Below are 23,919 nucleotides of genomic sequence, written 5' to 3'. Positions count from 1 at the left end.
TAACACTGTCATTTTGAGCGGTTTTATCTATTAATCTAACGCACTGAGTTTGTTAGACTAAGACAGTTTCTTTTGTTCGTGGATGCAAAGTGTTGCCATTTAAACTGTGGGTGGATGCTGATGCATTACCTAAAATCTTACGTGAAGTGATTTTACGTGCTTCAGATCGTTATCAGCTTGAAGTCACTTTCGTGGCAAACCAAAATGTTGGGATTACGCCATCCATCCGTATTAATTCGATTCAGGTGATGAGTGGGGCAGATGCGGCTGATCAAGAAATTGTTGATCGCATGCAAGCCAACGATATTGTGATTACTCAGGATATTCCGCTTGCCGCACAAGTGATTGAAAAAGGAGGGGTTGCGATTCATCCTCGTGGTGAAATTTACACCACTGCAAATGTCAAAGCGCGACTGCATTTACGGGACTTTATGGATACCTTACGTGGGGCAGGTGTTCAAACAGGTGGTCCTCCCCCTATTTCCGAACGAGATAAACGAGAGTTCTCCAGTTCTTTAGATCAAACCATCCAAAAGCAAAAACGTAAAACAGCTATCTAGCATCGAGCCGATTATGTCTTCTAAAGCCAATTTGATGGCAACCTATGGATTACTGGTTTTTATTTGGTCTACAACGCCTTTAGCGATTGTGTGGAGTGTGACCGATTTACATATGCTGTGGGCGTTGGTATTGCGATTTTTTATTGCACTACCTTTGGCGATTTGTTTGTTATTGGTTCTAAAGCGCCAGTTCCCGACCAACAAAGTTGCGTGGCATAGTTATTTAGCTGGTTCTTTTAGCTTGATCGGCTCGCAGTTTTTTACCTATGTCGCAACCAATTATATTAGTTCAGGCATGATTGCCTTAATGTTTGGCTTAGCACCCATTATGGCAGGGCTGATCGGACGTTTTTACTTTAAGACCTATTTGAGCGCAATGCAGTGGCTCGGGATGTGTATTGCATTGGTGGGATTGGCCATTATTTGTCTTGCTGGAAATACACAGCATGTGCATCCCTTTGGGATTGGGCTGATGCTACTCAGTGTATTTTCTTATGCAGCCTCTATTTTCTGGGTGAAAAAAGTCAATGCAAATATCGAACCTGTTGCACAAGCAACGGGGTCAATCTTGGTTTCAACCGTAGCAGCAATATGTATCGTGCCATTTATTTGGCAGTATGCACCGCAGCAAATGCCCGATTTGAAAACTTGTTTGGCACTACTTTATACCGTCATTATGGCGTCATTGATTGCAATGTTCTGTTATTTTAATTTGGTACAAAAAATTCAGCCGACAACGTTGTCATTGACAACAGTCATGACGCCAATGATTGCTTTATTTATTGGTGCAGTACTCAACCACGAAAAACTGTCGATGTTAGTCCTCTTAGGTGCAGCGGTATTGCTATCTGGCTTATTTGTCTATTTTTATAAAGATCTTCAGGCAAGTCGAAAACTTGCCCAAAAATTAAAAAGTCCAAACTAGTCCGAGTTTTTGGCTTTTTAATGATCTTCTAAGCTTAATGAAATACAGTCTGCGAGTTTCGCACGATCTTGCGGGTGCAAGGTAATAAAGTATGCACCCGTGCGATACTTGTCATTTTCTTCTGCGTTGCTATATACCACTTGCGCAATGGCTGCAATATGGAAGAAGTTTTCAGGATGGCTCAAAGTCAGATGTATATAGGTACCATCTTGAATTTGCTTGTCACTGTAAAAGCTTAAACCACTTTCTGAAAAGTTGACATGCTCAGGTGTAGGTAACATGGTTTGTACAATCGTGTCGTACAAAGATCCCGTGATCAGGTTTAATTTTTGATTAAATAGGGATAATATTCGAGCAATTTGTTGATCTTTTTCAGATAATTGTTCTAATTCGTAGTTTAGGGCATGATCAAATTGATCTAATTCTGCGAGTAGTAGAAAATAGCGTGGCAAAACAAAATTAGGATCGTAAGGGTCATTAAGGGCAACATCATCAGAAATAATCTGATAGTTAATTCTCAAGGCCGCGTCGATTCGAGACATCACACGACGTTCAGTTTGAACGTTTTGATGCTGTAAACTTTCCATAATTATGACCTCGGACTAGATGGTATGTTTAAACCAATCTCGCTGTATATAGGGTTGAGATATACTCGCGCACGGCGTAGCAACCACTTTATTTCTTTTATTGCACTGGTTTCGATGATCGGTCTGACACTGGGTGTGGCAGTACTCATTACAGTGTTATCTGTAATGAATGGTTTTGACCGAGAATTGAAAACTCGTGTACTTGGAATGATACCTCAAGCCACTGTTTCTTCAACACAAATTTTAACAAATTGGCCCGAACTTGCAAAAAAAATTGAAACAAAAGAGCATGTCACGGGTGTGGCACCTTTTACTCAATTGCAGGGGATGCTGACTGCACAAGGCCAAGTGGCTGGAATCATGGTCACGGGAATTGAACCTGAGTATGAAAAAAAGGTTTCGATTATCCAAGATCACATGGTTGAAGGGGGTATTGATAAGCTCAAAAAAGGTGAGTTTGGTATTGTTTTAGGCAAACAAATGACCGATGCCTTAGGTTTAGGCTTAAATGACAGTGTGACTTTGGTTTTACCTGAGGCAACACCATCACCAGCGGGTGTCGTACCACGTTTTAAGCGTTTCAAAATTGTGGGGATTTTCAGCATTGGTGCTGAGGTTGATTCGATGATGGGCTACATTGCTCTCAATGATGCATCAACTTTGCTACGCTTACCTGATGGCGCACAAGGTATTCGCTTGAAACTAGATGATATTTTTGTTGCGCCGAAAGTGGCAGATGAAATTGTCATGGATCTGCCAAGCGGTTTTTATGCCTCAAATTGGACCTATACTCACGGCAACTTATTTAGTGCGATCCAAATGGAAAAAGCGATGGTGAGCTTATTACTGTTCCTGATTGTCTTGGTGGCTGCATTTAATATTGTGTCGTCCTTAGTGATGGTTGTCACCGATAAAAAATCGGATATTGCTATATTACGAACTCTTGGGGCTTCTCCAGCAACTATTACTCGTATTTTTATGGTTCAGGGTACGATTATTGGTGTGATTGGTACGGTATCTGGTGCGATTCTCGGTATTGTTTTCGCTTCAAGTATTAGTAGCTTGGTGGGTTGGTTAAACAATGTAATGGGGCTTCATTTATTTGATGCTTATTTTATTAATTACTTACCTTCGTATTTAAGATGGCAAGATGTATTAACCATTGTGTCCCTGTCTTTAATTTTAAGTTTCCTTGCAACAATTTATCCTGCAATGCGTGCTGCAAAAATCCAACCTGCGGAGGCATTACGCTATGAGTAAAATTGTTTTAGAAGCACAAAATATTGAAAAGCACTTTACCGATGGTAAGTCGACCGTTGAAGTGATTAAAGGTCTCTCTCTACAAGTCAAAGCAGGCGAATTTGTCTCAATTGTGGGGTCGAGTGGTTCGGGTAAAAGTACGTTGTTACATGTATTGGGCGGTTTAGACCGTCCGAGCTCTGGACAGGTTTTTTTACAGGGTAGTCGTTTTGACAGTTTGAATGAAGCTGAGCGTGGCTATTTACGTAATCAACACTTAGGTTTTGTTTACCAGTTCCATCATCTGTTGCCTGAGTTTACGGCTTTAGAAAATGTGGCCATGCCGCTGATGTTACGCCAAGGCACCAACTTTAAAGATGTGCAAAAACAGGCTGAATACTTGCTTGAACGTGTAGGATTGACGCATCGTTTAACCCATAAACCAGGTGAGCTTTCAGGTGGGGAACGTCAACGCGTTGCCTTGGCGCGAGCATTGGTGGCTAAGCCTGCCTTGATGATGGCAGATGAACCGACAGGTAATTTAGATCGGAAAACAGCAAGTAAAATTTTTGAGTTGCTGATGGATTTACGTCAGGAATTCAATATGGCGATGTTGATTGTGACGCATGATGAGCAACTGGCTCAGTCGGCTGATTCTATTTTGCATATGCAAGATGGTCTTTGGGTCAATGATTAGGCTGAGTGCTGACAAAAATATGAGATAAAGCCACTATCTATTGAAGCCCACTTCGGTGGGCTTTATTATGGCGCCAATAAAAACAATAACTGAATAAAAAATGAAGCTTTTATATGCTGTTGCTTGGATTTTAGGAATTGCATTAATGGGGCAGAGCGTCTCCATCCTAAATCATCTTTTTTACCCAGCATTGATTTTGGTCATCGGACTTTTACCTTTACAGTTTTTTCTTTTTAAGCATAAACCCGCGCTTATTTTACAGTTTATATGCGGATTAATTTATTTCATGTTGTTTTTAACTGCGGGATATTATTATGCGCAATCGGCTTTGCAGCAACGTCTAGCCTATAAAGAAACCCGAGTGGAAGATACTAAAGTCATTGTTTATATTGCAAAGATTAACCAACTGGGTAGTGAGACCATTCAGCAAGAAATACAGGTCTTGAACCGACACGAGCAACCGGTGCAGTGGTTAAGTTTTCAAAAAAGGATATCGGATCAGCAAGCGGTGTTGGAACTTGGGAAATACTACCGACTGACCGGGGAAATACGTCCTGCACATAGTTATGCAGTGCAAGGTGTATTCGATCTTGAGCAGTGGTATCTGCAACGTAATCTTATGTCTGGTTTCAAACTCAAGCAAATACAACCCTTATCTGAGGCAGAAATTTACGGGTTAGGCTATGCCAGTCATTTAAGAAAGCAGCAAACCATCTTCAAGCAACTCCAGTTAGCTATAGAGCGACAGCGTTTAAAGATACGCAACTTTATTTATATACAGCCCTTAAGTCATAAGGGCTTAATTTTAGCGCTCCTGACAGGGGATGAAAGTTTCTTAGATAAAGAAACAACAATATTCTTTCAACGTTTTGGTATTAGTCATTTGTTGGCAATTTCAGGACCGCATGTACTCATCTTTGCTGTGATGTTTTGCTGGCTCTTACAAAAGATACTGAATCGTTATTGGCCACAGATTTTTCTAAAAATCCCACGACCTTATGCATTGTTACTACCATTTTGTTTCTGCGTATTGCTGTATTGTGCCTTTGTTGGTTTTGAGATTCCTGCACTGCGGACTTTACTCAGTTGTTTCTGTTTAACAGCGTTGGCTTGGCTCAGGCAGAAAATTTCGGCTTTGACGTTGCTCTTATTGAGTGCATCACTTCTTTTATTGTTTGATCCTTTTTCGATTCTATCAGCTGCTTTTTGGCTGTCCTATGGGGCATGTTTTGTACTTTTACGCATTTATCAAACCACCATTCGGCTTGATTTGAGTCGCTCCCAAACGTGGCAACAGCAACTTATATTCGCGCTCAAACTGTTGATAGAGTCGCAGTGGAAAATCTTTGTCGCACTTTTGCCTTTGGTGATCATTTTCTTTAAACAAGTCTCTTGGATTAGTCCTATCAGTAACCTTGTGGCCATTCCTTTGATTGGCTTAGTGGTTGTGCCATTGGATGTTTTGGCTGCTTTTACCTTTTATGTTTTTGAACCGCTGAGTAGTCTTTTGTTTCAGTTGGCAGATTGGGTATTGCTATTTTTGTTGAGCATACTCCACTTGTTAGATGCCATGCTTCCGATCAAATTGTTGTCGGTTGCACTTAACGTTTGGCAGATAATTTTGCTCATTGTGGTACTCAGCATTATTTTTATGCCCAAGTCGACTTTACCCAAAACATGGGTAGTATTGAGTGTTTTTCCGTTACTTGGGCTGAGTGCAAAGCAGCATCCTTTTGAATTAATTGTACTTGATGTCGGTCAGGGGCAGGCGGTGTATATGCAGGATGATCAACAGCATGCCATGATTGACGTCGGAGGCTACTATGATGAAACGAAGTTTAGTATTGCTAAGCAGGTTATTCAGCCATTTCTATCGAAACAAGGTGTGAGTGAATTAGATCCATTGATACTTACGCATTTGGATCAAGATCATAGTGGAAGCTATACCACATTAAAAAATGAGTTGTCGATCAATCAAGTCTATTCCAATCAGCAATTGGATGTGGCTGGCAAGTCTCGTTTTGATTATTGTAAACAAGGGCAGATTTGGCATTGGTCTGAACACGTTGAGATCAAAATTTTATCGCCAAAAGCCAGTCAATTGGCACAAGTACCGTATCAGCAAAATGAGCTATCTTGTGTAGTTTATATACAGGTGAAAAATGTACAGCCTTATCAGAATTTTTTGATTATGGGCGATGCTGGCTGGCAAACCGAGTTTCAATTATTGCAGGATTATCCTGACTTAAAAGTTGATGTCCTGATCTTGGGGCATCACGGTAGTCGTCATAGTTCAGCTTATGCATTTTTAAAGTATTATCAACCAAAACTGGCGGTTGCTTCAGCAGGTTTTCATAATCGTTATGGGCATCCGAGTAGAATAACGCAAGCACGCTTGAAAGCACTCAATATTCCACTTTTGACTACGGCAGGGCACGGTAGTATACGTTTTACTGCGAGGTCTACAGGACTTATTGAGTTGATGACACAGCGTCAGACTCGACCGTGGTTGCAATCGGCTGATTCTGTTGTTCCAAACGTAACTGCTCTAAACGCAGCACTGCCTCATTAAATGGCAGATTATACAATGGCCTAAGTTTCGAATTGGCTTTGAAGCGTTTATAGGTCCAGTGGTAATGTTCTGGGTGGCGATGGACTAAGTTCTCAATGGCTTGATGAATCACTAAAGTACCATCATTGGCACTACCTTGATAAATCGCGTCACTCATTTCTTCAATGTACATGTCAAAGCCATCGTCATTACGAATGGCATACAGCAGTAAAGCTTTGGCTTTGGTTTTTTGAATCAGCTTGGCGCTCAGGTTACTTGAGGCTAGGGGAAAACCAAAATAAGGAATCATTTCCCCGCCTTGTTTGGGGGTATGATCGGGCAGAATCACGGTTGTTCCCCCTTGTTTGAGCGCCTTAAAAATTTGTCGAACTCCAGACTCATCGGTAGGAACAAGATGAGCACCCTCCCGACCACGTGCTTCACGAACAAATAAGTCAGCCCCAGGATCTTTGACTGGTTTATACATAATGGTCATTTCGGTAAATTGGGCAACATAAGTGTTCATAATTTCCCATGTCCCAAAATGTGGCACGATCAAGACGACACCTTTTTTAGCAGCAAGGGCTTCGTGTAGTAGATGTTCGCCATGTACTTTTTGAACGCGTTCAATATTTTTTTGGTTACTGGAACCCCAAATACTAAAAAACTCAAAATAAGTAGTGAGTTCATTACGTACTGCTTGTTTCGCAATCATTTCGCGCTGTTCTGGACTGAGTTCAGGTAAAGCAATTTGTAGATTTAGTCTGAGAGCATCATTATTTTTACTAATTTTTAAAAGATTGACTAAACCCGCTAAACCTCTAGCAAAAAAACGTGAAAATTTAATGGGTTGTTTACTTGCAAAACGGAGTAGACGATAAGTCGAGTTCTGTTCTTGTGGTTTAGTCATTCTTTAGAGTCGATATAGTGTACGTGGATAAAAACAAAAAATATTATAAGATAAAATGAATGGTTTCGACAGTTTTGTATAAATCAGTGTATATAATGAGGGCAATTTTATTCAAGTTTGGATTGTTATATGTCCGATTGGCCACCAAAACCAGAAAATGAAATGCCTAAACAACAACCTGCACACGAACAGCCAACAGGGAATGAATGGAAGCTTTTAGAAAAAGCGGTTTTAGCTTCCGTTGAAGAACAACGTCGTGCACGTCGTTGGGGGATCTTTTTCAAGTTTCTGACTTTTGCCTATCTTTTGTTTATTTTAATTGCGATGACCAAGAGTTGTTCGACCAGTGGTACGGATGCAACAGCATCAAAGCATATTGCTGTGGTTGATATTGTGGGCACAATTGCCGCAGACGAGCAAAGCGTGAACAGTAATGACACGATTAAATCATTAAAGAAAGCATTTGAAAATAAGCAAAGCCAAGCAGTGGTTTTAAATATTAATTCACCAGGTGGTTCACCTGTTCAGTCTGATGAAATTTGGCAAGAAATCCAATACCTAAAGAAAACACATAGCGACAAAAAGTTGTATGCAGTGATTGGTGATACTGGTGCGTCAGGTGCATATTATATTGCGTCAGCTGCGGATGAGATTCTGGTGAATCCATCAAGTTTGGTCGGTTCAATAGGTGTGATTATGCCGAACTATGGTGTAACCGGCTTGATGCAAAAACTGGGTGTTGAAGACCGCACCATGACATCTGGTCAAAACAAAGCCTTGCTATCTATGACCCAACCTGTTAATCCTGCGCAGCGCGCACATGTCCAAGCTGTACTTGATAATGTACATGAGCATTTTATTAATGCTGTTAAACAAGGTCGTGGTAAAAAGTTAAAATCGAATGATCCAGCGCTCTTTTCAGGTCTTTTCTGGACTGGTGATCAGGCAGTAAAACTCGGCATTGCTGATCGTATTGGTAACTTACATACTTTAAAACGTGAGTTAAATACAGATAAAGCAATGGATTATACTGTCGTACATAGTCCACTTGATTCTGTTTTAGGGCGTTTAGGTGCGTCTATGGGGGCAGGTTTTGCGTCATCACTGTCAAACCAAATGCAAACTGAACAGACGACAAAGTTACAATGAAACCTTTAATTCATTTTGCGCACGCCAATGGCGTGCCCGGAAAAGTCTATCAGAAATTATTTGACTTACTCTCGGATCAGTACGATGTGATTTATGTGCCTCTATTGGGACCAGATAAAAGCTATCCGATTGATAACCATTGGAAAAGCTTAACTCAACAAGTGATTGATAGTATTGTTCGGCAGGCACAAGGGCGCAAGGTGATTGGTTTAGGTCACTCTTTAGGTTCAGTGCTTACTTTTCAGGCCGCATTACAGCGTCCTGAATTGTTTGAACAAGTCATTATGATTGATCCACCATTAATTATGGGCAAAGCTTCGTTTGCATTACACTTTGCGAAGATGCTGGGGCTCAAAGTGGTGGATAATATGTCTCCAGCCGCATTATCACTGCGACGCAGAGATCACTGGGAAAGCCGTGAACAGGCTGCAGAATTGTTAGGCGCTAAAGGTTTTTATAAAGACTTTGATCCTGATTGCTTTCAAGCATATATCGACCATGGGTTAACTGAAGATCGTGTGCGTGGAGGTGTGGAGCTTAGCATTTCAAAGATGGATGAAGTTCATATCTTTAGAACAAATCCATCATTGTGGTGGTTACCACAGGCTCAGCCAAAAGTTCCCATGCATTTATTGATCGCTGAGAAAGGGCCATTTATTGGTCCAGGTTTTCCACAAATGGTGAAAAAGAAATTCGGAATACCTTATCAAGTGGTTGAGGGAAGCCATATGTTTCCATTGGAAAAACCACAAGAAACGGTGACACTCATTAAAAGGCTCATTTCAACAGCGTAATTTTTTGGATTATAAATGCAGAAAGCCATTTATTCTTTATTTTTCATACTTCCGTTACTGGGATGCACAAGCACTCAAGTCTCTCATTTGAATAATATTGATAAACGTGATTTAACGCATATTTGTATTGAACATAATCCTCAAGTTATTGTGGTTAACTTTGAAAATATTCTTATAAATGGTCTGGAAGCGCGTCATATCTCAACTCAAATTTATGATCGGACTAAACCTTTAGAATGTGTTTATGTCTTGAAATATGTGGCTTATCAAAAGTGGGATTTTTCAATGGTATTAACTAGAGCGGAATTAAGGCTTTATAAAGATGATCAATTGCTCGGTTTTGCTGAATATAAATTACATGCAGGTGGGTTGTTAAATCCAACGAAATATAAAAGTAATGAATCGAAAATCAATCCATTAATTAATCAGTTGTTAGAAAAGCATTAGAAATCATCATAAAAAAAACGCATCCGAGGATGCGTTTTTTTAATCTTAAAATTTATGGAAACTTGGCAAATTGCACAGGTTCATGCATGATTTGACCACGATATAACACAGCCTTTTCTGTATGCTGAATTGTACCTGTACAAATCCATTCCACCACTTGCGGGTAAATGACATGTTCAAGCACATGTACTCGGCTTGCTAGTGAATCGGCATTATCATGTACATTCACTTTCAGAACGCCTTGTGCTAAAGCCTGACCTGCATCAAGTTCAGCCGTCACATAGTGCACGGTACAGCCATGTAGTTGATCACCAGTATTCAGTACGCGCTGATGAGTATGCATCCCTTTGTAATACGGCAGAAGAGAAGGGTGAATGTTAATCATTTTCCCTTCCCAAGCACTAACAAATTTCTCACTTAAAATACGCATAAAGCCAGCAAGAACCACGAGATCAACATCCCAATCGAGCAATTGTTGATGCATAACATCATCAAAAGCTTCACGATTTGGATATTGTTTGTGTTCAATCACTGCTGTTGCAATACTTGCATTTCCAGCACGCTGTAGCGCATAGGCTTCAGGTTTGTTGGAAATAACGCCTACAATTTTTCCTGAAAGGTTGGCATCAATCAAAGCCTGAAGGTTTGATCCATTTCCTGAAACCAAAACAGCAATTTTAATCATATGAATTAAGCGAAAACGACACGGATTTTTTCGTCTGCGCCTTCAACTGACTCAGCATTGTCTACAATATGACCCATGGTGAATGCTTTTTCGCCAAGCTCATTCAGTAATTTAACTGTTTTGTCAGCGTCAGCAGCATCGACAACTAAAACCATACCTACGCCACAGTTAAATGTGCGATACATTTCAAACTGTTCAACACCACCTTCACGTTGAAGAAGTTTAAACAATTCTGGCCATTCCCAAGATGCTTCATTGACAACAGCTTGAGCACCATTTGGTAATACGCGCGGTAAGTTACCAGGTAAACCGCCACCTGTAATATGTGCCATTGCATGAACATCAACTTCTTTTAAAAGTTGAAGAATAGGCTTCACATAAATACGAGTTGGTTCCATTGCCGCATCGGCAAGTGGACGGCCATCAACAATTTGAGTTAAATCAATATTCTTAACATCTAAGATTTTACGAAGTAGAGAGTAACCGTTTGAGTGTGCACCTGAAGATGCAACACCAACTAAAACATTACCTGCTTTAACTTTAGAGCCATCAATAATTTTGCTTTGCTCAACCACGCCTACGCAGAAACCGGCTAAGTCATAATCTTCGCCTTCATACATGCCAGGCATTTCAGCAGTTTCACCGCCAACCAATGCACAACCAGCAAGTTCACAGCCTGCACCAATACCAGTGACTACATTTGCTGCAACATCAACATTTAGATGACCTGTTGCGTAGTAGTCAAGGAAGAATAATGGCTCAGCGCCACAGACAAGAAGATCGTTTACACACATTGCAACCAAGTCTTGACCAATTGTGTCATGACGGTTCAAATTCAATGCTAAACGTAATTTTGTACCAACACCGTCTGTGCCTGATACGAGAACAGGTTCTTCATAACCTTTAGGGATTTTACAAAGTGCACCGAAGCCACCTAGTCCGCCCATTACTTCAGGACGAGTAGTACGCTTCGCGACAGATTTAATACGATCGACTAACGCGTCGCCCGCTTCAATGTCGACACCTGCATCTTTGTAGCTTAAACCAGTGTTTGGGGTAGAAGTTGAGTTGCTCATAATGAAGTCTCCGCATTCGCGGGGCGATTATACCTGAATATACGAAACACATATGTTATTTCTGCGCTAAAATGTTATCTTTACTAAAATATTTTTCTCAATAACGATTAAATCTGAAAAAGGCGAGATTGCATGCAAGATCGTACACTGAAGCGTTTCTTTATTTTGGCAGGTATAGCACTTATTCTCTGGGTGTTGTATTTACTCAAACCTGTCGTTTTACCTTTTATTGGTGCATTTTTAGTCGCTTATCTGTTTAGCCCATTAGTCGATAAACTGCATAAAATTGGTTTACCGCGTTGGCTATCTATCAGTGCTGTTTTTATCGGTATTGGCGTTGTCATTACATTAGCATTTTGGTATTTGGTTCCGTTGATTTGGGAACAGTTAATGTATGCCAAAAATAGTATTCCTTCAGGTATACATTGGGCAAATTATAAATTCCTCCCTTGGCTTTCAGACAGCTTTAATTTAGTTCCTATGGAATTGGATGTTGATCAAATTTCAGCGGCTATTATGGAATACGTACAAACCAATTATAGTGCAGACAGCATTCAAGCGATGATTGCTAAATTGGCGCAATCTGGTTTGAACTTTATTCAAATTGGCGGTACGGTGGTTCTGATTCCGATTATTGCATTCTATTTTCTATTAGATTGGGATCGCATGCTGGATAGTTTCCGTCGCCTGATTCCAAAAGCCTACGAGCAAAGGACACTTGTCATCGTTAGAGAGTGCCATAGCGTACTGGGTGCTTTTGTTAAAGGTCAGTTCTTGGTGATGGTGCTTTTGGGTGTGGTCTATGCTGTTGGTTTACAGCTTATTGGGCTTGAGGTCGGTTTAATTATCGGTATGGTCGCAGGCCTATGTAGTATTATTCCTTATTTAGGTTTTGCTGTTGGCATTATTGCGGCTGTTATTGCAAGCTTATTCCAATTTGGTATTGACTGGATGCAGCTACTGCTAGTTGGTGTGGTCTTTATGATTGGTCAAGCTGTAGAAGGCTATATCCTGCAACCGTTCTTGCTAGGCGATAAAATTGGACTGTCTCCAGTGGCAGTTGTATTTGCGGTTCTAGCAGGTGCTCAGTTGGGCGGAATTTTGGGGATGTTGATTGCATTGCCTGTAGCTGCTGTGATTGTGGTTTTATTGAGACATGCACGTGAGTTTTACGAAAATAGCCCTATGTATGGAGCACCAGCACTTATTTCACAAGATTCGACAACAGGTTCAATTAGCATTGAAACTGATCAGGTTGAAGTTGATATTGAATTAAAAAATCGGATGGTAAAAGATCAGCAAGCATCTGAAAATTCAAGTAAGATTGATCAAGTCGACCATAAAGAACTTTAGGACAAATACCCCCCTATGCGTCAATTGCAATTAGATATTGAACCTCAACTCGATGCTCGGATCAGTGATTTTTCTGGGCCAGGGTGGGGGCATGTTATAGATGCAATTCGTCAGTTACATGCGGGTTTAATGAATCGTTTCTATGTCTATGGTGGTGCAGGTTCAGGGAAAAGTCATTTGCTCTCAGCAATTTGCGATTCCTATCTGGAAATTGGAAAAACAGCAATTCAAGTTTCATTGCTTGAGTTGCTTGATGCTCCGACTGAAGCAATTACCTCTTTAGAACGTTTTGATCTGGTCGCTTTAGATGATATTGAAGCCATTAGTGGAGTACCACATTGGCAAAAAGCAGTTTTCCATCTAATCAACTATAACAATGAAGAAGGTGGACAGTTGGTGTTCTCTTCCCGGGTTGCTCCCATTGAGTTAAAACTTGAGTTACCTGATTTGCAGTCACGTTTAACCCAAGCGGTGAGTGTGAAAGTCCCAAATGGTAGTTTGTATGCTGACCGATCGACACTGGTGATGTCAGTTCTTTCACGTCGTGGGATTCATATGGATCAACAAATTATTGATTATTTACTTGCACATGGTCCGCATCAAACCTCGATATTATTACAAAGCTTGGAACAGTTGATTCAGTTATTGAAGGGAGAGAAAACCAAATTAAGTAATGCAAACTTAAGACAGATTTATGCGTTGATTGACGAATATCGGTAAATCATAATATTACTTGAGAAATTGTTCGAGCTGTGACAGAGTACGGAAAATTGTTAGGTGTTGCAGGGATTATGCAACCTAAGAATAAAAAGAAAAGATAAAATAAAAAGCAAGGAGATCGTTATGCTCAAGAAGAGCATAGGTGTAGCTACGCTATTCATGGCGAGTCATGCCTACTCAGACAATATTAAGGTCACGACCACTGCAGATATTGTCAAAAATGACACGGAATGTTCACTTCGCGAAGCTATCGAATATATTAATCAAGACATGCCAGAAGCTGGATATTATGGTTGTGGTGGTAAAGATGCTATTTCAACAATTTTGCTTGAAAAAAATAAAACATATTTACTAAACAATCACTTAAGTATAAAAAAAGATATGACGCTGAGAACTACATACGATAGTTCTGTTGGAGATGAAATTGTTCAGGGTGTAAGTAATGCCATTTTAAAAATGAATGGACAAGATAATATTTTACGAGTTGATAATGATCAAAGCGCTTTAATTCGTGTGAATTTAAAAGAAGTAAGTTTACAAGGCTGTGAACAGGAGTGTGGTATTGGGCAGGGCGGGCTAATTTATAATAATGAATATTTAAGTCTAGAATATGTCAAATTAACAGGTGGTTTTGCTGAGCAAGGCGGTGCTATTTATAATGTTGCAACCTTGCTGGCTGATGGGATAAGTCGAAGCATAGTAGAGATTCGTTCGAGTCTGGTCGAGAAGAACCAAGCGCTACAAGGGGCAATATTATATGGTGGTGCACCTTCTTTTCGCATATCTAATTCTGTTTTCAAAGAAAATAAAACAACAAACAGTACAAGTGCCAATATTTATTCTTTAAATAATGCGACTGTTAACGAAGATTCTACCTTATTGACATTAACATCACGTCTTGTCAGTAGTACCTTTGTCAAAAATACGGGCTATGTCGTCAATGTTCGTGATGGTATGGCTTTGAACAATTTAACTGTCGTTGGCAATAGTAAAGGTATTTACTTTGATGCCACTGCAAACATGGCTTATTTGGCGAATAGTATTGTACTTGGCAACATTGAAAATACAATTGCAGAAAACTGTGCTGGAAATGTTGCTAAAGCCGTACTTCAGAATAATCTTGTTACACAAGAGGATTGTGGAAGTGGTGTAAATTACTATCCCAATGAGTTTTGGTCGGGTCCTCTGATTGCAGGCAATGATGTTGTTGGCGATTGTAAGACGCTGTCTGAAGATGGGGATAGCTTACTGTGTCCGTATAAGGTACCTAATCAAAAATTTTTAGGTTATATACGCCCACGTATCTTAATGAGTCAAATGCATTGGCTAGATTCACCAATTGTGAATAAAGGTAAAGTAGTTGTGAACTCAACCGATACTCTGATTGGTTGTGAAAGCTCTGATCAACGAGGCGTAAACAGGAATAGTAATAATACTTTCTGTGACCGAGGCGCAATTGAAATTGAAGTCCCTACCAGCATTAGTCTGATTGGTCAGGATTTAATCTCTGGCCAAGTTGCTAAGCTTTCAGTTGCAGATTTGCTAGGGGATAGTGATTTATTGTCTAAAACTGAATGTGCGACCTTGTTCAACTCAGTCAAAGCGCCTAATGGTGAAGAATGGCAACCGGGTTGTATGCGTGTACAGCAGACTCAAACTGTTTCCAAGGGCAAAGTTGTTATTGATGAGCAAGGGAATATCACCTATACGCCAAATGGATCATGGCATGGTGCAGATATTTTTAGATTGCAACTTGTGACCACAACAACACGCTTTGATGAGCATGTTCCGTTCATTGAAGTGAATGTTCAAATTGTGCAAGAACCACAAAATCATATGGAAAGTGACAAAATTAAAACCTCTGGAGGAAGCACCGGAATTCTTAGCTTACTCGGGTTGTTTGCATTAATTTTGCTGCGTCGAAAATAAAAAGAAAAGGCCAAACATGAAATATTTTAAGAAAGGACTGTTAGGAGCCGTGGTGGTCGCGAGCATGGCTCTAATTGCAGCGGAAGATAAGACTATTTATGTCAATACATTTGAAGATGAAGATAATGTGAACATGGATCAATGCTCACTCCGTGAGGCAATTAAAACAGCGAGTCTCAACAAGGCTTATGGGGGCTGCACAGCTGGAAATACAGGTTCTGGTCAGACAGATTATATTCAATTAAAGGCTGGTACATATAAGTTGGATAAAGAAATCATACCTGAATCTAAGGTTGTGATTTTAGGAAAAAGTCCATATTTAGATCGTGAGAAAAGCCCAATTAGTTTTAAGTATCCAGCACTAGGTGAGTTGACTTCACGAATTGATGCGGCTGGGAAATCACGTTTATTTAACACCATCACACAGAGTAGTCTAACACTTGAAAATGTAGTTTTAGAAAATGGTTACTCATCAGATGAAGGTGGGGCTCTGCTTATTGGTGGAGCATTAACCCTCAACAATAGTCAGATTTTAAACTCAAAATCTGCTAAGAAAGGTGGGGCATTATATTTAGTTGGATCAGGGGAACATCAACTGTCTGTTAATAACAGTGTGTTGCAGGGTAATCAGGCGAATGTTGGTAGTATTCTTGCAATGCAGTGCAATGCAGGTCTTTTGGATGTGAAGGCTAATCTAGAATTTAGGGCGAGTAGTTTTATTGCGAATGGACTGACATCGAGTCTCAGTGCATTTGACTTCTGCGGGAATCCTAAAGTTGCCATGAGTAATAATACTGTGGCAAAAAACATTGCGAGTCCTACAAACGGAAGTATTATTTATGCCATCAATACTCGTGAACATAATTTAAGTCTAGAAAGTAGTTTTATCCTTTCAAACAATACCATTGTGGAAAATAGTGCAGCAGGTGTTCTGGATTATGATGATTCTGGTGATAAATCTTTATATTACAATGTGCTTGCATATAACCAATACAAGTCGTGCCGTTATTTAGGATCACAGACTTTGTCGGATAAGTATGATGCTGGTGTGACAGTTGCTTATAACGCTTTTGATACAAGTACAAGCCAGTGTGAGTTCGCTGAAGGTGCAAGGGTTGTAAGTAATTCGGTTGATACCAATATTGATGTTAAAAATGTTGCTATGTCTAGCTTACTGAGTTCATTAACTGAACCATCAAAGTATAATTTATTTCGACAAATGTACTTCCCGAAAGTCAATGGGGGAGGTATTGATTTGTTAGATACCAACAGCAAATTAGACTGTAATAGTAGTGATCAGCGTGGCTTAGATCGTATTGTTGATGGAACCTTGATGTTGGCTCCAGAAGATGCCAATAGTTGCGATATTGGTTCTGTTGAACTTCGTCGCTTGGCGGCGGCAGACATTACTGATTTGAAAAACACCTCACATGTAGAGCGTCTACAAGCTTATGAAGATAATATTAAGGAATTAGAAGATTTAATTGCCAATAAAAATACTAACCCTGACTTTCTAGTTGAGTTTAATGAGGAGTTACAACGCTATAAAGCACTTTTATCCGCGACAAAAACTGATCAAAAATACCGTGCGATTTATGTCGATCCATTCCTTTTTATACTTCAAGATGAAGCTGTGATTAATTCTGCTGATGGAACATCAGCTTTAAAAGAACCCAATACAGATAATTATGCGATTATTGAAACTAAGGTTTTGGGTGTTGGAACACTCAGTGCTACAGGCGGTGTCCTTGATACTTCTAAACTCAGGGCTGATCCAACATTGCGTTGTGAATGGAAAGATGATTTAAAACAAATCATGATTTATCGAACAGATGGTCAACCTACCAATAGTTCTGAATATGTCTATTGTCAATATACTGTTCAGAGTAAGTCAACACAGGCAACATCGTCAGGAATTTTAAAAGCTGAATTTAGCAATATTCAACCAATTGCCAAAACAGACGAATACACATTGAATTACGGTGGAACATTAAAATTAAATATAAACCCACTTTCCAATGATAGTGATGACGGTGATGGCCCTGTTAGCACTGTGGCTTCAGAATATCAGCGACCAGCATTTTACCAAGATGCTAATGGTGAAAATCTTGCAATTCGTATTGTTCGTCAAGATGCAGGTATCAATATTAAACCAGAGCGTACAGGACCGTGTCCTGGAGAGTATGAGAAATATGTATGTTATGGCGGTAATATTGAAGTTGAAGTGCGCAATAATTTCAGCCCATTCCCCTATGAGATTGAATATGTAATTTATGATGCTGAGGCTGAAGAGTCTAAATCTGCGATGATCTACTTTAAAAATACTGCTAAAAATACCAATAAAGAATCAAGTGGCGGTGGAGGCGGTTCGATCGGTGGTTTAGGGGTGATAGGGTTATTGTCATTGGTGTGGTTAAGACAACGCCGTAAAATTTAGAATTAAAATAAAAAATGCCTCAATTGAGGCATTTTTTATGAACTTGAGAGCAGTAGGTCATAAGTTTTGACTGAACTTAATGTGTGCTGTTATGGTTATTGATGTATTTATTAATATATTCATTACGAATGTTTACACGTTCATTTGCATCAGCTTTTTGCATGCGAATGCCTAAATCACGTCGCTCTTGGGTGCTCATCTGTTGCCATGTATCACGCATTTTCTGCTTTTCTTGCTCAGGTAGCTGAGTGAACCAATCCATACGTTGTTGAAGTGCGGCACTTTGCGCATCTGGGAGTTCTTTGAGGGACTGGTAGCGTTGAATTAACGCACGCTGTTCTTCTTCAGATAGCGATTCCCACGTTTCAGATACTTGCGTATCCGCATCTTTGGAAAAAATCCAAAAACGTTCAAAACCTGCAAAACTGGTTTGTAAAAAACCCAGTGTACAAAGCGCAAAAGCGACACGTTTAGCTGCCATGTGGAACGGTGTCCTCACCTAAAACCAATAACATTTCTAAATCTTCAACCATCTGTGGTGAAAGTTTAGGAGTCGAAACTACTTGGTTGTGTGGTTTTTCATCGAGAGTTACAGAGTTTGGAAGAACCACGAAACCTGCAATAGCCGCAGCTAAAGCAAAACCAGACATTTTCCAAAGGCCATAACGTGAGGACTTTTGATCTTGAATATCATCAAGAACATGTTGCATGACCACGGGTTTATTTTTGTGGTGCTGCGCGAGTCCATCAAGTTTGGAGGTTACTTGCTTTAAGAAATCATCTTTCATTCGGATGATCCTCCTAGATGTGGATTCAAATGTGCGAGAGCTTGGCGTAAGCCTTGAATCGCACGATGGTAATGCGTTTTAACACTGCCTTCAGAGCAATTCATGATTTGTGCAGTAGTTGCAGTATCAAAACCTTCCCATGCACGTAACATAAATGCTTGCTGTTGACGAACTGGAAGGCTCGCAATGGCTTCTTGAATTTCATCAGCAGTAACAGCTTGACTTAAAAAGTCTGAAGGATTTAGCGCTCTTTCATCAACCACATCATTGACTTCAAGATCGTCATCATCAAGACTGACTTTTTTGAAGAAAGAAAAGGGTTGTGCTCGACGTGCTTCTTTACGACGCCAATCCTGTAATTTGTTGGTTAAAATGGTATAGAACAGGGGATACCATTCTTCCGTAGAACGATCTGCATAAGACTTATGCAGAGAAATAAAGGCTTCTTGCACCAAATCCATGGCAATGCCATGTTGGTTTTGTGTTGCACTTTCCATCATCACTAATGCACGACCAGTCACTTCTTGCATAAAGCTTTTCAGGCGAGACTCAGCGGTACTCTTAAGAATACTCGAATCTTGCGCTTTAGACTGTTTGGGTGCTAAATCCATAGAGATGGAAAATCCTGTCATTGGATACCCACCATTATTTCCTCGATCATGTGCCTATAACGTTGGAAATAATGGTTTGGTTGACAACACAACTAATTATTTTTTCTAGTGTAATCTATTTTTTCAGCTGAACCGACTTTAATTAATATAACTTAACGATTTTAAAGTCGCTGTCGTACCATTTCAAAGAAACAAATTGAACCTGCAATTGCCACATTAAGAGACTCTTGACCACCTGGTTGTGGAATGCTAACTGCTTGAGCATGGGCCAAAGCAAAATCAGAAACACCTTGACCTTCGTTACCTAAGATCCAGACACAAGCTTGGGTTAAATCTTTTTGATACAGGCTTTCAGCTTGATGTGAGCTGGTGACATACACTGGAATTTCAAAGCGCTCGAGTACATCTTCGATGGCAACATTTTCATAGGTGTTGAGCGAGAAATGCGCTCCCATACCAGCGCGTAATACACGTGGCGACCAAAGTGATGCTGAGCCTTTGGTGCAGATCACTTGTTTAATCCCTGCAGCAGCTGCGGAGCGGAGGAGTGTACCGACATTACCTGGATCTTGAATATTTTCCAAAATCAGGGTGTCTAAGCTAAAGTCTACGCTTTGGCTTGAACTCGGTAAGTCTACAACTGCCAAGAAGGGCAAAGTGGTACCCAGTGTGCTTAAGTCTCGATACAGGCTTTCAGCAATGACAAAAACAGCACCTTCATATTCATCTAAAATATCGCAAATATCAGGGTGTTCGAGTGCATTTTCAGTGGTGAAAATAGAATTGAGTTTCTTCTTTTTTTCAACCCAAGCTAAGCCTAAGTGTGTCCCTTCAAGCACGGTTTGACCTTGCTTTTTACGGTAACTACTTTGTTCGATTAAACCACGCAGATGTTTAATCTTTGGGTTGTCTTTTGATTCAAGAAAAACGATTGACATGAGGGAGACTCGTGCGCATAACGCGTTAGATGGTTATGCGCATTTTAAAAAATTAGTTGTGGTAGCCAGTCACAAGATCGACTTCGTTTTTAGAACCAATAATCACAGGGACACGTTGGTGTAGGTCTGTTGGTTGAATGTCTAAAATACGAACGCGACCCGTTGTAGATGCACCGCCAGCCTGTTCAATTAACATACTCATTGGGTTTGCTTCATACATTAAACGCAGGCGACCTGCTTTTGTCGGATCTTTGAGGTCGTATGGGTACATGAAAATACCACTACGGCAAAGAATACGGTGAATGTCGCCAACCATACATGCAACCCAACGCATGTTGAAGTCTTTCTCACGCGGACCTGTTTTACCTGCAAGCAGTTCATCAATATAACGTTTTACTGGATTCTCCCAGTGACGTTGATTGGATGAGTTAATTGCATATTCTTTGGTATCTGCTGCTACTTGAATATTTTCAGAAGTGAGCAAGAATTGTTGAGTTTCAGGATCGAAAGTGAAAAACACAGTACCTGCACCGACTGTTAACGCTAACATGGTGGATGGACCATAGAGCACATAACCCGCAGCAACTTGCTGGTTGCCTGCTTGCATAAAGTCTTCAGCTTGAGTTACTGCATTTTTTGCAGGCAAGATTGAGAAAATAGTACCCACGCACATATTAATGTCGATGTTGCTTGAACCATCAAGAGGGTCAAATAACACTAAATATTTGCCATTTTCTTGAGCTGGGGTGAATTCATCTAATTCTTCAGAAGCTAAACCACCAACCTGTGGGTGTACTTTTAAAGCATCAATTAAATAGTCATTTGAAATCACATCTAATTTTTTTTGTTCTTCACCTTGCACATTTTCATTTTGTGCACTGCCCAAAACTCCTGCTAAGGCACCTTTTTGCAAAGCTTGATCAATGGTCTGGCAAGTGTTAGCAATTGTGCTAATCACTTGAGCCAATTCAGGCGTAAGATTTCCCGTTTGTTGTTCTAAGAATTGGGACAGATTGAGATATGACATAAGGGGGAAGGCTCCACTAAAACTTGAATACATAATAAAATCAACTTTGCGCTATATTTTAGTCGAGAACGAGGCAAAAGAACAATTAAACTCGACTATTTGCTGTGATTTTACCCTTGCAAGTCTCGTGGAAAGTGCTATGTTGATGAAAGGAACATCAGGTAAAAATAGGAGCACAACAATGACTACGCAAAAATTTGATGCGACTCCAACGCCGAGCGAAGGGATTACTCTAGATGACATTTCAGCGGATAGTGTAAAAAAAGCATGGCAAGATTATGAAGCCAAAGCTGAGTACAAAAAGTTCAATAAGCATGACATGATTGAGTCTATGCAACACGCTGAAGAGTCTGACCAAGATCCCAAGCCTGAACAAGTTTAGTCATAAAAAAAAGCGCCCATGAAATTGAGCGCTTTTTTTATAGCTGAAGAAACGACTACTATTTTAATAGTGGCGGTACAGCTTCGTAGTTAATTTCTACGCGACGGTTTTCTTTCCATGCATTTTCATCATGACCGGCATTGATAGGCATTTCTTTACCATAGCTAACAGCTTCAAGTTGGTTTGGACTTACACCTGTAGTGATTAAGAAACTCTCAACAGCTTTAGCACGACGTTCGCCTAATGCCATGTTGTACTCACGTGTACCGCGTTCATCGGTATGGCCTGTTAACGCTACGCGAGAGTTTGCATTAGCCACGAGGAACTGAGCATGTGCTTGCAAAGTTTGATAGTCTTCATTACTGAGTTCGCTACTATCGTAGTCAAAGTGAACAACACGTTTTGCTAAAAATGCTTTGTTTGCTTCAGTCACACCTTTTGCTGATGCACCTGCAAGATTTTGTGCATTTAATGCAGCATCTTCACTTAGACCTTGTGTGTTGACTGTGGTGGCACCATTTGGGTTTTGACCCGCCTCAATTGTTGCTGCTGGTTTACGACTTGCACAACCAGTCATAACTAGAGCAGTTGCTAAAATCGGAAGGGCTAAAAGTTTGATTGATTTCATTCTTCATCTCCATGAAAACTGATGATTACTAAAAAAGACAGTTAAAAATTATTTAGGCGCCCAAGCGGGTTCGCGTACTTCACCTTGTTCGCTTGGAAGGTTCATACGGAAGCGTCCATCCAATGACATGATCGAGAGCAAACCACGTGAGCCTTCACGTGTGGCATAGACCACCATTTGTCCGTTTGGTGAAAAACTTGGTGATTCATCCAAACTGGTTGGCGTTAAAATATTGGTGACACTTGAGTTTAGGTCTTGAATCGCGACTTTATAGTTACTGCCACTTGGACGGTGTACTAGTGCCAGTTTTTTGCCATCGGCACTGAGTGTGCCACGTGCATTGAATGCGCCACGGAAAGTTAGGCGTTTATAGTTACTGCTGTCGAAGTCGTAACGATAAATCTGCGCAGAGCCACCACGGTCAGACGTGAAAATAAACGATTTGCCATCAGGAGCATAACGCGCTTCAGTATCAATCGCGCTGTCATTGGTCATACGTTGTAACTGACGGGTTTCTAAGTTCATTTGGTAGATTTCAGGGTTGCCATGCATAGATGCTGTAAACAACATGCTCTTACCATCTGGTGAGAAACTTGGCGCACCATTAAGACCACGGAAGCTGGCAAGTTTTTCTCGTGTACCTGTAGAAAGGTCTTGAACGTAAATTGCGGGGCGTTTAGTTTCAAATGACACATAGGCAATTTTCTTGGCATCTGGAGTCCAAGCTGGTGATAAAATTGGATCACGTGACGTTAAGATCGTCCGAGGTTGCTCACCATCGGTATCGGCAATTTGAAGTGTGTAGCGTTGTTCTGGCGTAGCTGGATTACGTAGTACATAAGCAATCCGTCCGCTAAAGTCACCAGGAATACCTGTAAGTGCTTGATAGATAGCATCACTAATCATGTGTGCGGCAGAGCGCACACGGGATGCTGGAACGGTTAATAATTCATTTAAAAGGTATTGTTGTTTCTGGACATCATAAAGTTGGTACTGGACTTCGAAACCGCCATTTGCAGCAGGCTTAACTGTACCAGTCACCACATACGGTACACCAGCTGCCTGCCAGTTAGCTGCATTAGGTGTATTCATACTGGCTGTCGCGGGTAGATTTTTTGAGGAACTGGTGAATTTTCCTGAGCGATTTAAATCCGTTTCAATAATAGGATAAAGACTGCTGTCATTGCTAAATGGCACGATTGCAATTTTCGGTGCTTCTTCAGGTGCTTTTGCAATTTCTAAATGAAGCTGGGCATGTGCTTGAGTCACTAAGACTGGGCTAAAAGCAGTTAAAATAGCTAGGCTAAGAAGGTGTTTACGCGTCATTTCCATCATTCGTTATTTACTCAAACAAACGTCTTTTATTGTGGATTTAATTGTTCTACATAATGGCATGATTTTCTAATATTGAAAGCATGAAATTATGATTGATCTGTTATAACACTGTGAAAAGTGAGTACGAATTAAGTGGTTTAAGCGTAAATAG

The 23,919-nt window shown here is 40.4% G+C and carries 24 protein-coding genes; 13 read left to right on the top strand and 11 right to left on the bottom strand.

What is annotated here, in order from left to right; all coding sequences use genetic code 11:
• Window positions 1–89 precede the first annotated feature (89 nt).
• A complete protein-coding gene (locus B9T36_RS04140) occupies window positions 90–560 on the top strand; it encodes a YaiI/YqxD family protein (RefSeq protein WP_086208307.1) in 471 nt (156 codons plus the stop codon).
• A gap of 13 nt (window positions 561–573) precedes the next feature.
• Window positions 574–1,485 carry a DMT family transporter gene (locus B9T36_RS04135; protein ID WP_086208306.1) on the top strand — a complete coding sequence of 304 codons (912 nt, stop codon included), beginning with the start codon at window positions 574–576 and terminating at the stop codon, window positions 1,483–1,485.
• A 17-nt stretch (window positions 1,486–1,502) separates the two neighbouring features.
• On the opposite strand, the gene B9T36_RS04130 is transcribed toward B9T36_RS04135, so the two are convergent.
• The gene (locus B9T36_RS04130) at window positions 1,503–2,072 is read right to left on the bottom strand and encodes a PilZ domain-containing protein (protein WP_086208305.1); all 570 of its coding nucleotides are present in this window, start codon (window positions 2,070–2,072) and stop codon (window positions 1,503–1,505) included.
• Between the two features lie 24 nt (window positions 2,073–2,096).
• Between B9T36_RS04130 and B9T36_RS04125 the strand changes: the two genes are divergently transcribed.
• From B9T36_RS04125 to B9T36_RS04115, 3 genes are all read left to right on the top strand, one after another.
• Window positions 2,097–3,332: a lipoprotein-releasing ABC transporter permease subunit gene (locus B9T36_RS04125; RefSeq protein WP_086208304.1), complete on the top strand. Its 1,236-nt coding sequence runs from the start codon at window positions 2,097–2,099 to the stop codon at window positions 3,330–3,332.
• Complete coding sequence (gene lolD, locus B9T36_RS04120; protein ID WP_004693913.1) at window positions 3,325–4,008, top strand: lipoprotein-releasing ABC transporter ATP-binding protein LolD; 684 nt, start codon at window positions 3,325–3,327, stop codon at window positions 4,006–4,008. Before B9T36_RS04125 ends, lolD begins: the two co-directional genes overlap by 8 nt.
• Before the next feature lie 100 nt (window positions 4,009–4,108).
• On the top strand, window positions 4,109–6,580 hold the full coding sequence (locus B9T36_RS04115) for a DNA internalization-related competence protein ComEC/Rec2 (RefSeq protein WP_086208303.1): 2,472 nt from the start codon (window positions 4,109–4,111) through the stop codon (window positions 6,578–6,580).
• On the opposite strand, the gene B9T36_RS04110 is transcribed toward B9T36_RS04115, so the two are convergent.
• Window positions 6,480–7,469: a lysophospholipid acyltransferase family protein gene (locus B9T36_RS04110; RefSeq protein ID WP_086208302.1), complete on the bottom strand. Its 990-nt coding sequence runs from the start codon at window positions 7,467–7,469 to the stop codon at window positions 6,480–6,482. The genes B9T36_RS04115 and B9T36_RS04110 overlap by 101 nt on opposite strands.
• Window positions 7,470–7,598: 129 nt before the next feature.
• Here B9T36_RS04110 and sppA point away from each other — a divergent pair, with 129 nt between their 5' ends.
• The 3 genes from sppA to B9T36_RS04095 are packed head-to-tail and all read left to right on the top strand — an operon-like array spanning window position 7,599 to window position 9,859.
• The gene (gene sppA / locus B9T36_RS04105; RefSeq protein WP_086208301.1) at window positions 7,599–8,618 is read left to right on the top strand and encodes a signal peptide peptidase SppA; all 1,020 of its coding nucleotides are present in this window, start codon (window positions 7,599–7,601) and stop codon (window positions 8,616–8,618) included.
• Window positions 8,615–9,412, top strand: coding sequence for an alpha/beta fold hydrolase (locus B9T36_RS04100; RefSeq protein ID WP_086208300.1), 798 nt, complete (start codon window positions 8,615–8,617; stop codon window positions 9,410–9,412). Before sppA ends, B9T36_RS04100 begins: the two co-directional genes overlap by 4 nt.
• A gap of 15 nt (window positions 9,413–9,427) precedes the next feature.
• Entirely contained in the window at window positions 9,428–9,859 is a 432-nt protein-coding gene (locus B9T36_RS04095) for an Sbal_3080 family lipoprotein (protein ID WP_086208299.1), read from the top strand.
• Between the two features lie 52 nt (window positions 9,860–9,911).
• Here B9T36_RS04095 and purN read toward each other — a convergent pair whose 3' ends face one another.
• Both purN and purM read right to left on the bottom strand, forming a co-directional pair.
• Window positions 9,912–10,544: a phosphoribosylglycinamide formyltransferase gene (purN, locus tag B9T36_RS04090; RefSeq protein WP_086208298.1), complete on the bottom strand. Its 633-nt coding sequence runs from the start codon at window positions 10,542–10,544 to the stop codon at window positions 9,912–9,914.
• Window positions 10,545–10,549: 5 nt separating this feature from the next.
• Window positions 10,550–11,620 carry a phosphoribosylformylglycinamidine cyclo-ligase gene (gene purM / locus B9T36_RS04085; RefSeq protein WP_086208297.1) on the bottom strand — a complete coding sequence of 357 codons (1,071 nt, stop codon included), beginning with the start codon at window positions 11,618–11,620 and terminating at the stop codon, window positions 10,550–10,552.
• Window positions 11,621–11,752: 132 nt separating this feature from the next.
• Here purM and cxpE point away from each other — a divergent pair, with 132 nt between their 5' ends.
• From cxpE to B9T36_RS04065, 4 genes are all read left to right on the top strand, one after another.
• On the top strand, window positions 11,753–12,973 hold the full coding sequence (gene cxpE, locus B9T36_RS04080; RefSeq protein WP_086208296.1) for a chloramphenicol efflux transporter CxpE: 1,221 nt from the start codon (window positions 11,753–11,755) through the stop codon (window positions 12,971–12,973).
• A gap of 15 nt (window positions 12,974–12,988) precedes the next feature.
• Window positions 12,989–13,693, top strand: a complete 705-nt coding sequence (gene hda / locus B9T36_RS04075) for a DnaA regulatory inactivator Hda (protein WP_086208295.1) — start codon at window positions 12,989–12,991, stop codon at window positions 13,691–13,693.
• Between the two features lie 123 nt (window positions 13,694–13,816).
• Window positions 13,817–15,622, top strand: a complete 1,806-nt coding sequence (rbtA, locus tag B9T36_RS04070; protein WP_086208294.1) for a rhombotarget A — start codon at window positions 13,817–13,819, stop codon at window positions 15,620–15,622.
• Between the two features lie 16 nt (window positions 15,623–15,638).
• Window positions 15,639–18,059, top strand: a complete 2,421-nt coding sequence (locus tag B9T36_RS04065) for a CSLREA domain-containing protein (protein ID WP_086208293.1) — start codon at window positions 15,639–15,641, stop codon at window positions 18,057–18,059.
• A 76-nt stretch (window positions 18,060–18,135) separates the two neighbouring features.
• On the opposite strand, the gene B9T36_RS04060 is transcribed toward B9T36_RS04065, so the two are convergent.
• The 5 genes from B9T36_RS04060 to B9T36_RS04040 all read right to left on the bottom strand — a co-directional run bounded on the left by B9T36_RS04060 (window position 18,136) and on the right by B9T36_RS04040 (window position 21,423).
• The gene (locus B9T36_RS04060) at window positions 18,136–18,540 is read right to left on the bottom strand and encodes a DUF3106 domain-containing protein (RefSeq protein WP_086208292.1); all 405 of its coding nucleotides are present in this window, start codon (window positions 18,538–18,540) and stop codon (window positions 18,136–18,138) included.
• Complete coding sequence (locus B9T36_RS04055) at window positions 18,530–18,847, bottom strand: hypothetical protein (protein WP_004693889.1); 318 nt, start codon at window positions 18,845–18,847, stop codon at window positions 18,530–18,532. Before B9T36_RS04055 ends, B9T36_RS04060 begins: the two co-directional genes overlap by 11 nt.
• Window positions 18,844–19,458: an RNA polymerase sigma factor gene (locus B9T36_RS04050; protein WP_086208291.1), complete on the bottom strand. Its 615-nt coding sequence runs from the start codon at window positions 19,456–19,458 to the stop codon at window positions 18,844–18,846. The genes B9T36_RS04055 and B9T36_RS04050 overlap by 4 nt, the downstream gene beginning before the upstream one ends.
• A gap of 161 nt (window positions 19,459–19,619) precedes the next feature.
• Window positions 19,620–20,396, bottom strand: a complete 777-nt coding sequence (locus B9T36_RS04045; protein ID WP_086208290.1) for a TrmH family RNA methyltransferase — start codon at window positions 20,394–20,396, stop codon at window positions 19,620–19,622.
• Window positions 20,397–20,448: 52 nt separating this feature from the next.
• Window positions 20,449–21,423: a class 1 fructose-bisphosphatase gene (locus tag B9T36_RS04040; RefSeq protein ID WP_086208289.1), complete on the bottom strand. Its 975-nt coding sequence runs from the start codon at window positions 21,421–21,423 to the stop codon at window positions 20,449–20,451.
• 181 nt (window positions 21,424–21,604) lie between these two features.
• On the opposite strand from B9T36_RS04040, the gene B9T36_RS04035 reads away from it, so the two are divergent.
• Entirely contained in the window at window positions 21,605–21,805 is a 201-nt protein-coding gene (locus tag B9T36_RS04035) for an NF038105 family protein (protein WP_086208288.1), read from the top strand.
• Between the two features lie 58 nt (window positions 21,806–21,863).
• Here the strand turns inward: B9T36_RS04035 and pal are convergent, their stop codons facing one another.
• The gene (gene pal, locus B9T36_RS04030) at window positions 21,864–22,433 is read right to left on the bottom strand and encodes a peptidoglycan-associated lipoprotein Pal (protein ID WP_086208287.1); all 570 of its coding nucleotides are present in this window, start codon (window positions 22,431–22,433) and stop codon (window positions 21,864–21,866) included.
• 48 nt (window positions 22,434–22,481) lie between these two features.
• Window positions 22,482–23,765, bottom strand: a complete 1,284-nt coding sequence (gene tolB, locus B9T36_RS04025; RefSeq protein ID WP_171264424.1) for a Tol-Pal system beta propeller repeat protein TolB — start codon at window positions 23,763–23,765, stop codon at window positions 22,482–22,484.
• Between the last annotated feature and the right edge of the window lie 154 nt (window positions 23,766–23,919).

The sequence above is a fragment of the Acinetobacter sp. ANC 4204 genome (genome assembly GCF_002135205.1).
Taxonomy (GTDB): Bacteria; Pseudomonadota; Gammaproteobacteria; order Pseudomonadales; family Moraxellaceae; genus Acinetobacter.
Note: the sequence above shows the minus strand (reverse complement) of the source record. Positions and strands in the feature narration are given on the sequence as shown.

Coding starts and splice junctions, on each gene's coding strand:
- B9T36_RS04135 (WP_086208306.1), top strand. CDS start 574: ATGTCTTCTAAAGCCAATTTGATGGCAACCTATGGATTACTGGTTTTT.
- B9T36_RS04130 (WP_086208305.1), bottom strand. CDS start 2,072: ATGGAAAGTTTACAGCATCAAAACGTTCAAACTGAACGTCGTGTGATG.
- B9T36_RS04125 (WP_086208304.1), top strand. CDS start 2,097: ATGTTTAAACCAATCTCGCTGTATATAGGGTTGAGATATACTCGCGCA.
- lolD (WP_004693913.1), top strand. CDS start 3,325: ATGAGTAAAATTGTTTTAGAAGCACAAAATATTGAAAAGCACTTTACC.
- B9T36_RS04115 (WP_086208303.1), top strand. CDS start 4,109: ATGAAGCTTTTATATGCTGTTGCTTGGATTTTAGGAATTGCATTAATG.
- B9T36_RS04110 (WP_086208302.1), bottom strand. CDS start 7,469: ATGACTAAACCACAAGAACAGAACTCGACTTATCGTCTACTCCGTTTT.
- sppA (WP_086208301.1), top strand. CDS start 7,599: ATGTCCGATTGGCCACCAAAACCAGAAAATGAAATGCCTAAACAACAA.
- B9T36_RS04100 (WP_086208300.1), top strand. CDS start 8,615: ATGAAACCTTTAATTCATTTTGCGCACGCCAATGGCGTGCCCGGAAAA.
- B9T36_RS04095 (WP_086208299.1), top strand. CDS start 9,428: ATGCAGAAAGCCATTTATTCTTTATTTTTCATACTTCCGTTACTGGGA.
- purN (WP_086208298.1), bottom strand. CDS start 10,544: ATGATTAAAATTGCTGTTTTGGTTTCAGGAAATGGATCAAACCTTCAG.
- purM (WP_086208297.1), bottom strand. CDS start 11,620: ATGAGCAACTCAACTTCTACCCCAAACACTGGTTTAAGCTACAAAGAT.
- cxpE (WP_086208296.1), top strand. CDS start 11,753: ATGCAAGATCGTACACTGAAGCGTTTCTTTATTTTGGCAGGTATAGCA.
- hda (WP_086208295.1), top strand. CDS start 12,989: ATGCGTCAATTGCAATTAGATATTGAACCTCAACTCGATGCTCGGATC.
- rbtA (WP_086208294.1), top strand. CDS start 13,817: ATGCTCAAGAAGAGCATAGGTGTAGCTACGCTATTCATGGCGAGTCAT.
- B9T36_RS04065 (WP_086208293.1), top strand. CDS start 15,639: ATGAAATATTTTAAGAAAGGACTGTTAGGAGCCGTGGTGGTCGCGAGC.
- B9T36_RS04060 (WP_086208292.1), bottom strand. CDS start 18,540: ATGGCAGCTAAACGTGTCGCTTTTGCGCTTTGTACACTGGGTTTTTTA.
- B9T36_RS04055 (WP_004693889.1), bottom strand. CDS start 18,847: ATGAAAGATGATTTCTTAAAGCAAGTAACCTCCAAACTTGATGGACTC.
- B9T36_RS04050 (WP_086208291.1), bottom strand. CDS start 19,458: ATGGATTTAGCACCCAAACAGTCTAAAGCGCAAGATTCGAGTATTCTT.
- B9T36_RS04045 (WP_086208290.1), bottom strand. CDS start 20,396: ATGTCAATCGTTTTTCTTGAATCAAAAGACAACCCAAAGATTAAACAT.
- B9T36_RS04040 (WP_086208289.1), bottom strand. CDS start 21,423: ATGTCATATCTCAATCTGTCCCAATTCTTAGAACAACAAACGGGAAAT.
- B9T36_RS04035 (WP_086208288.1), top strand. CDS start 21,605: ATGACTACGCAAAAATTTGATGCGACTCCAACGCCGAGCGAAGGGATT.
- pal (WP_086208287.1), bottom strand. CDS start 22,433: ATGAAATCAATCAAACTTTTAGCCCTTCCGATTTTAGCAACTGCTCTA.
- tolB (WP_171264424.1), bottom strand. CDS start 23,765: ATGGAAATGACGCGTAAACACCTTCTTAGCCTAGCTATTTTAACTGCT.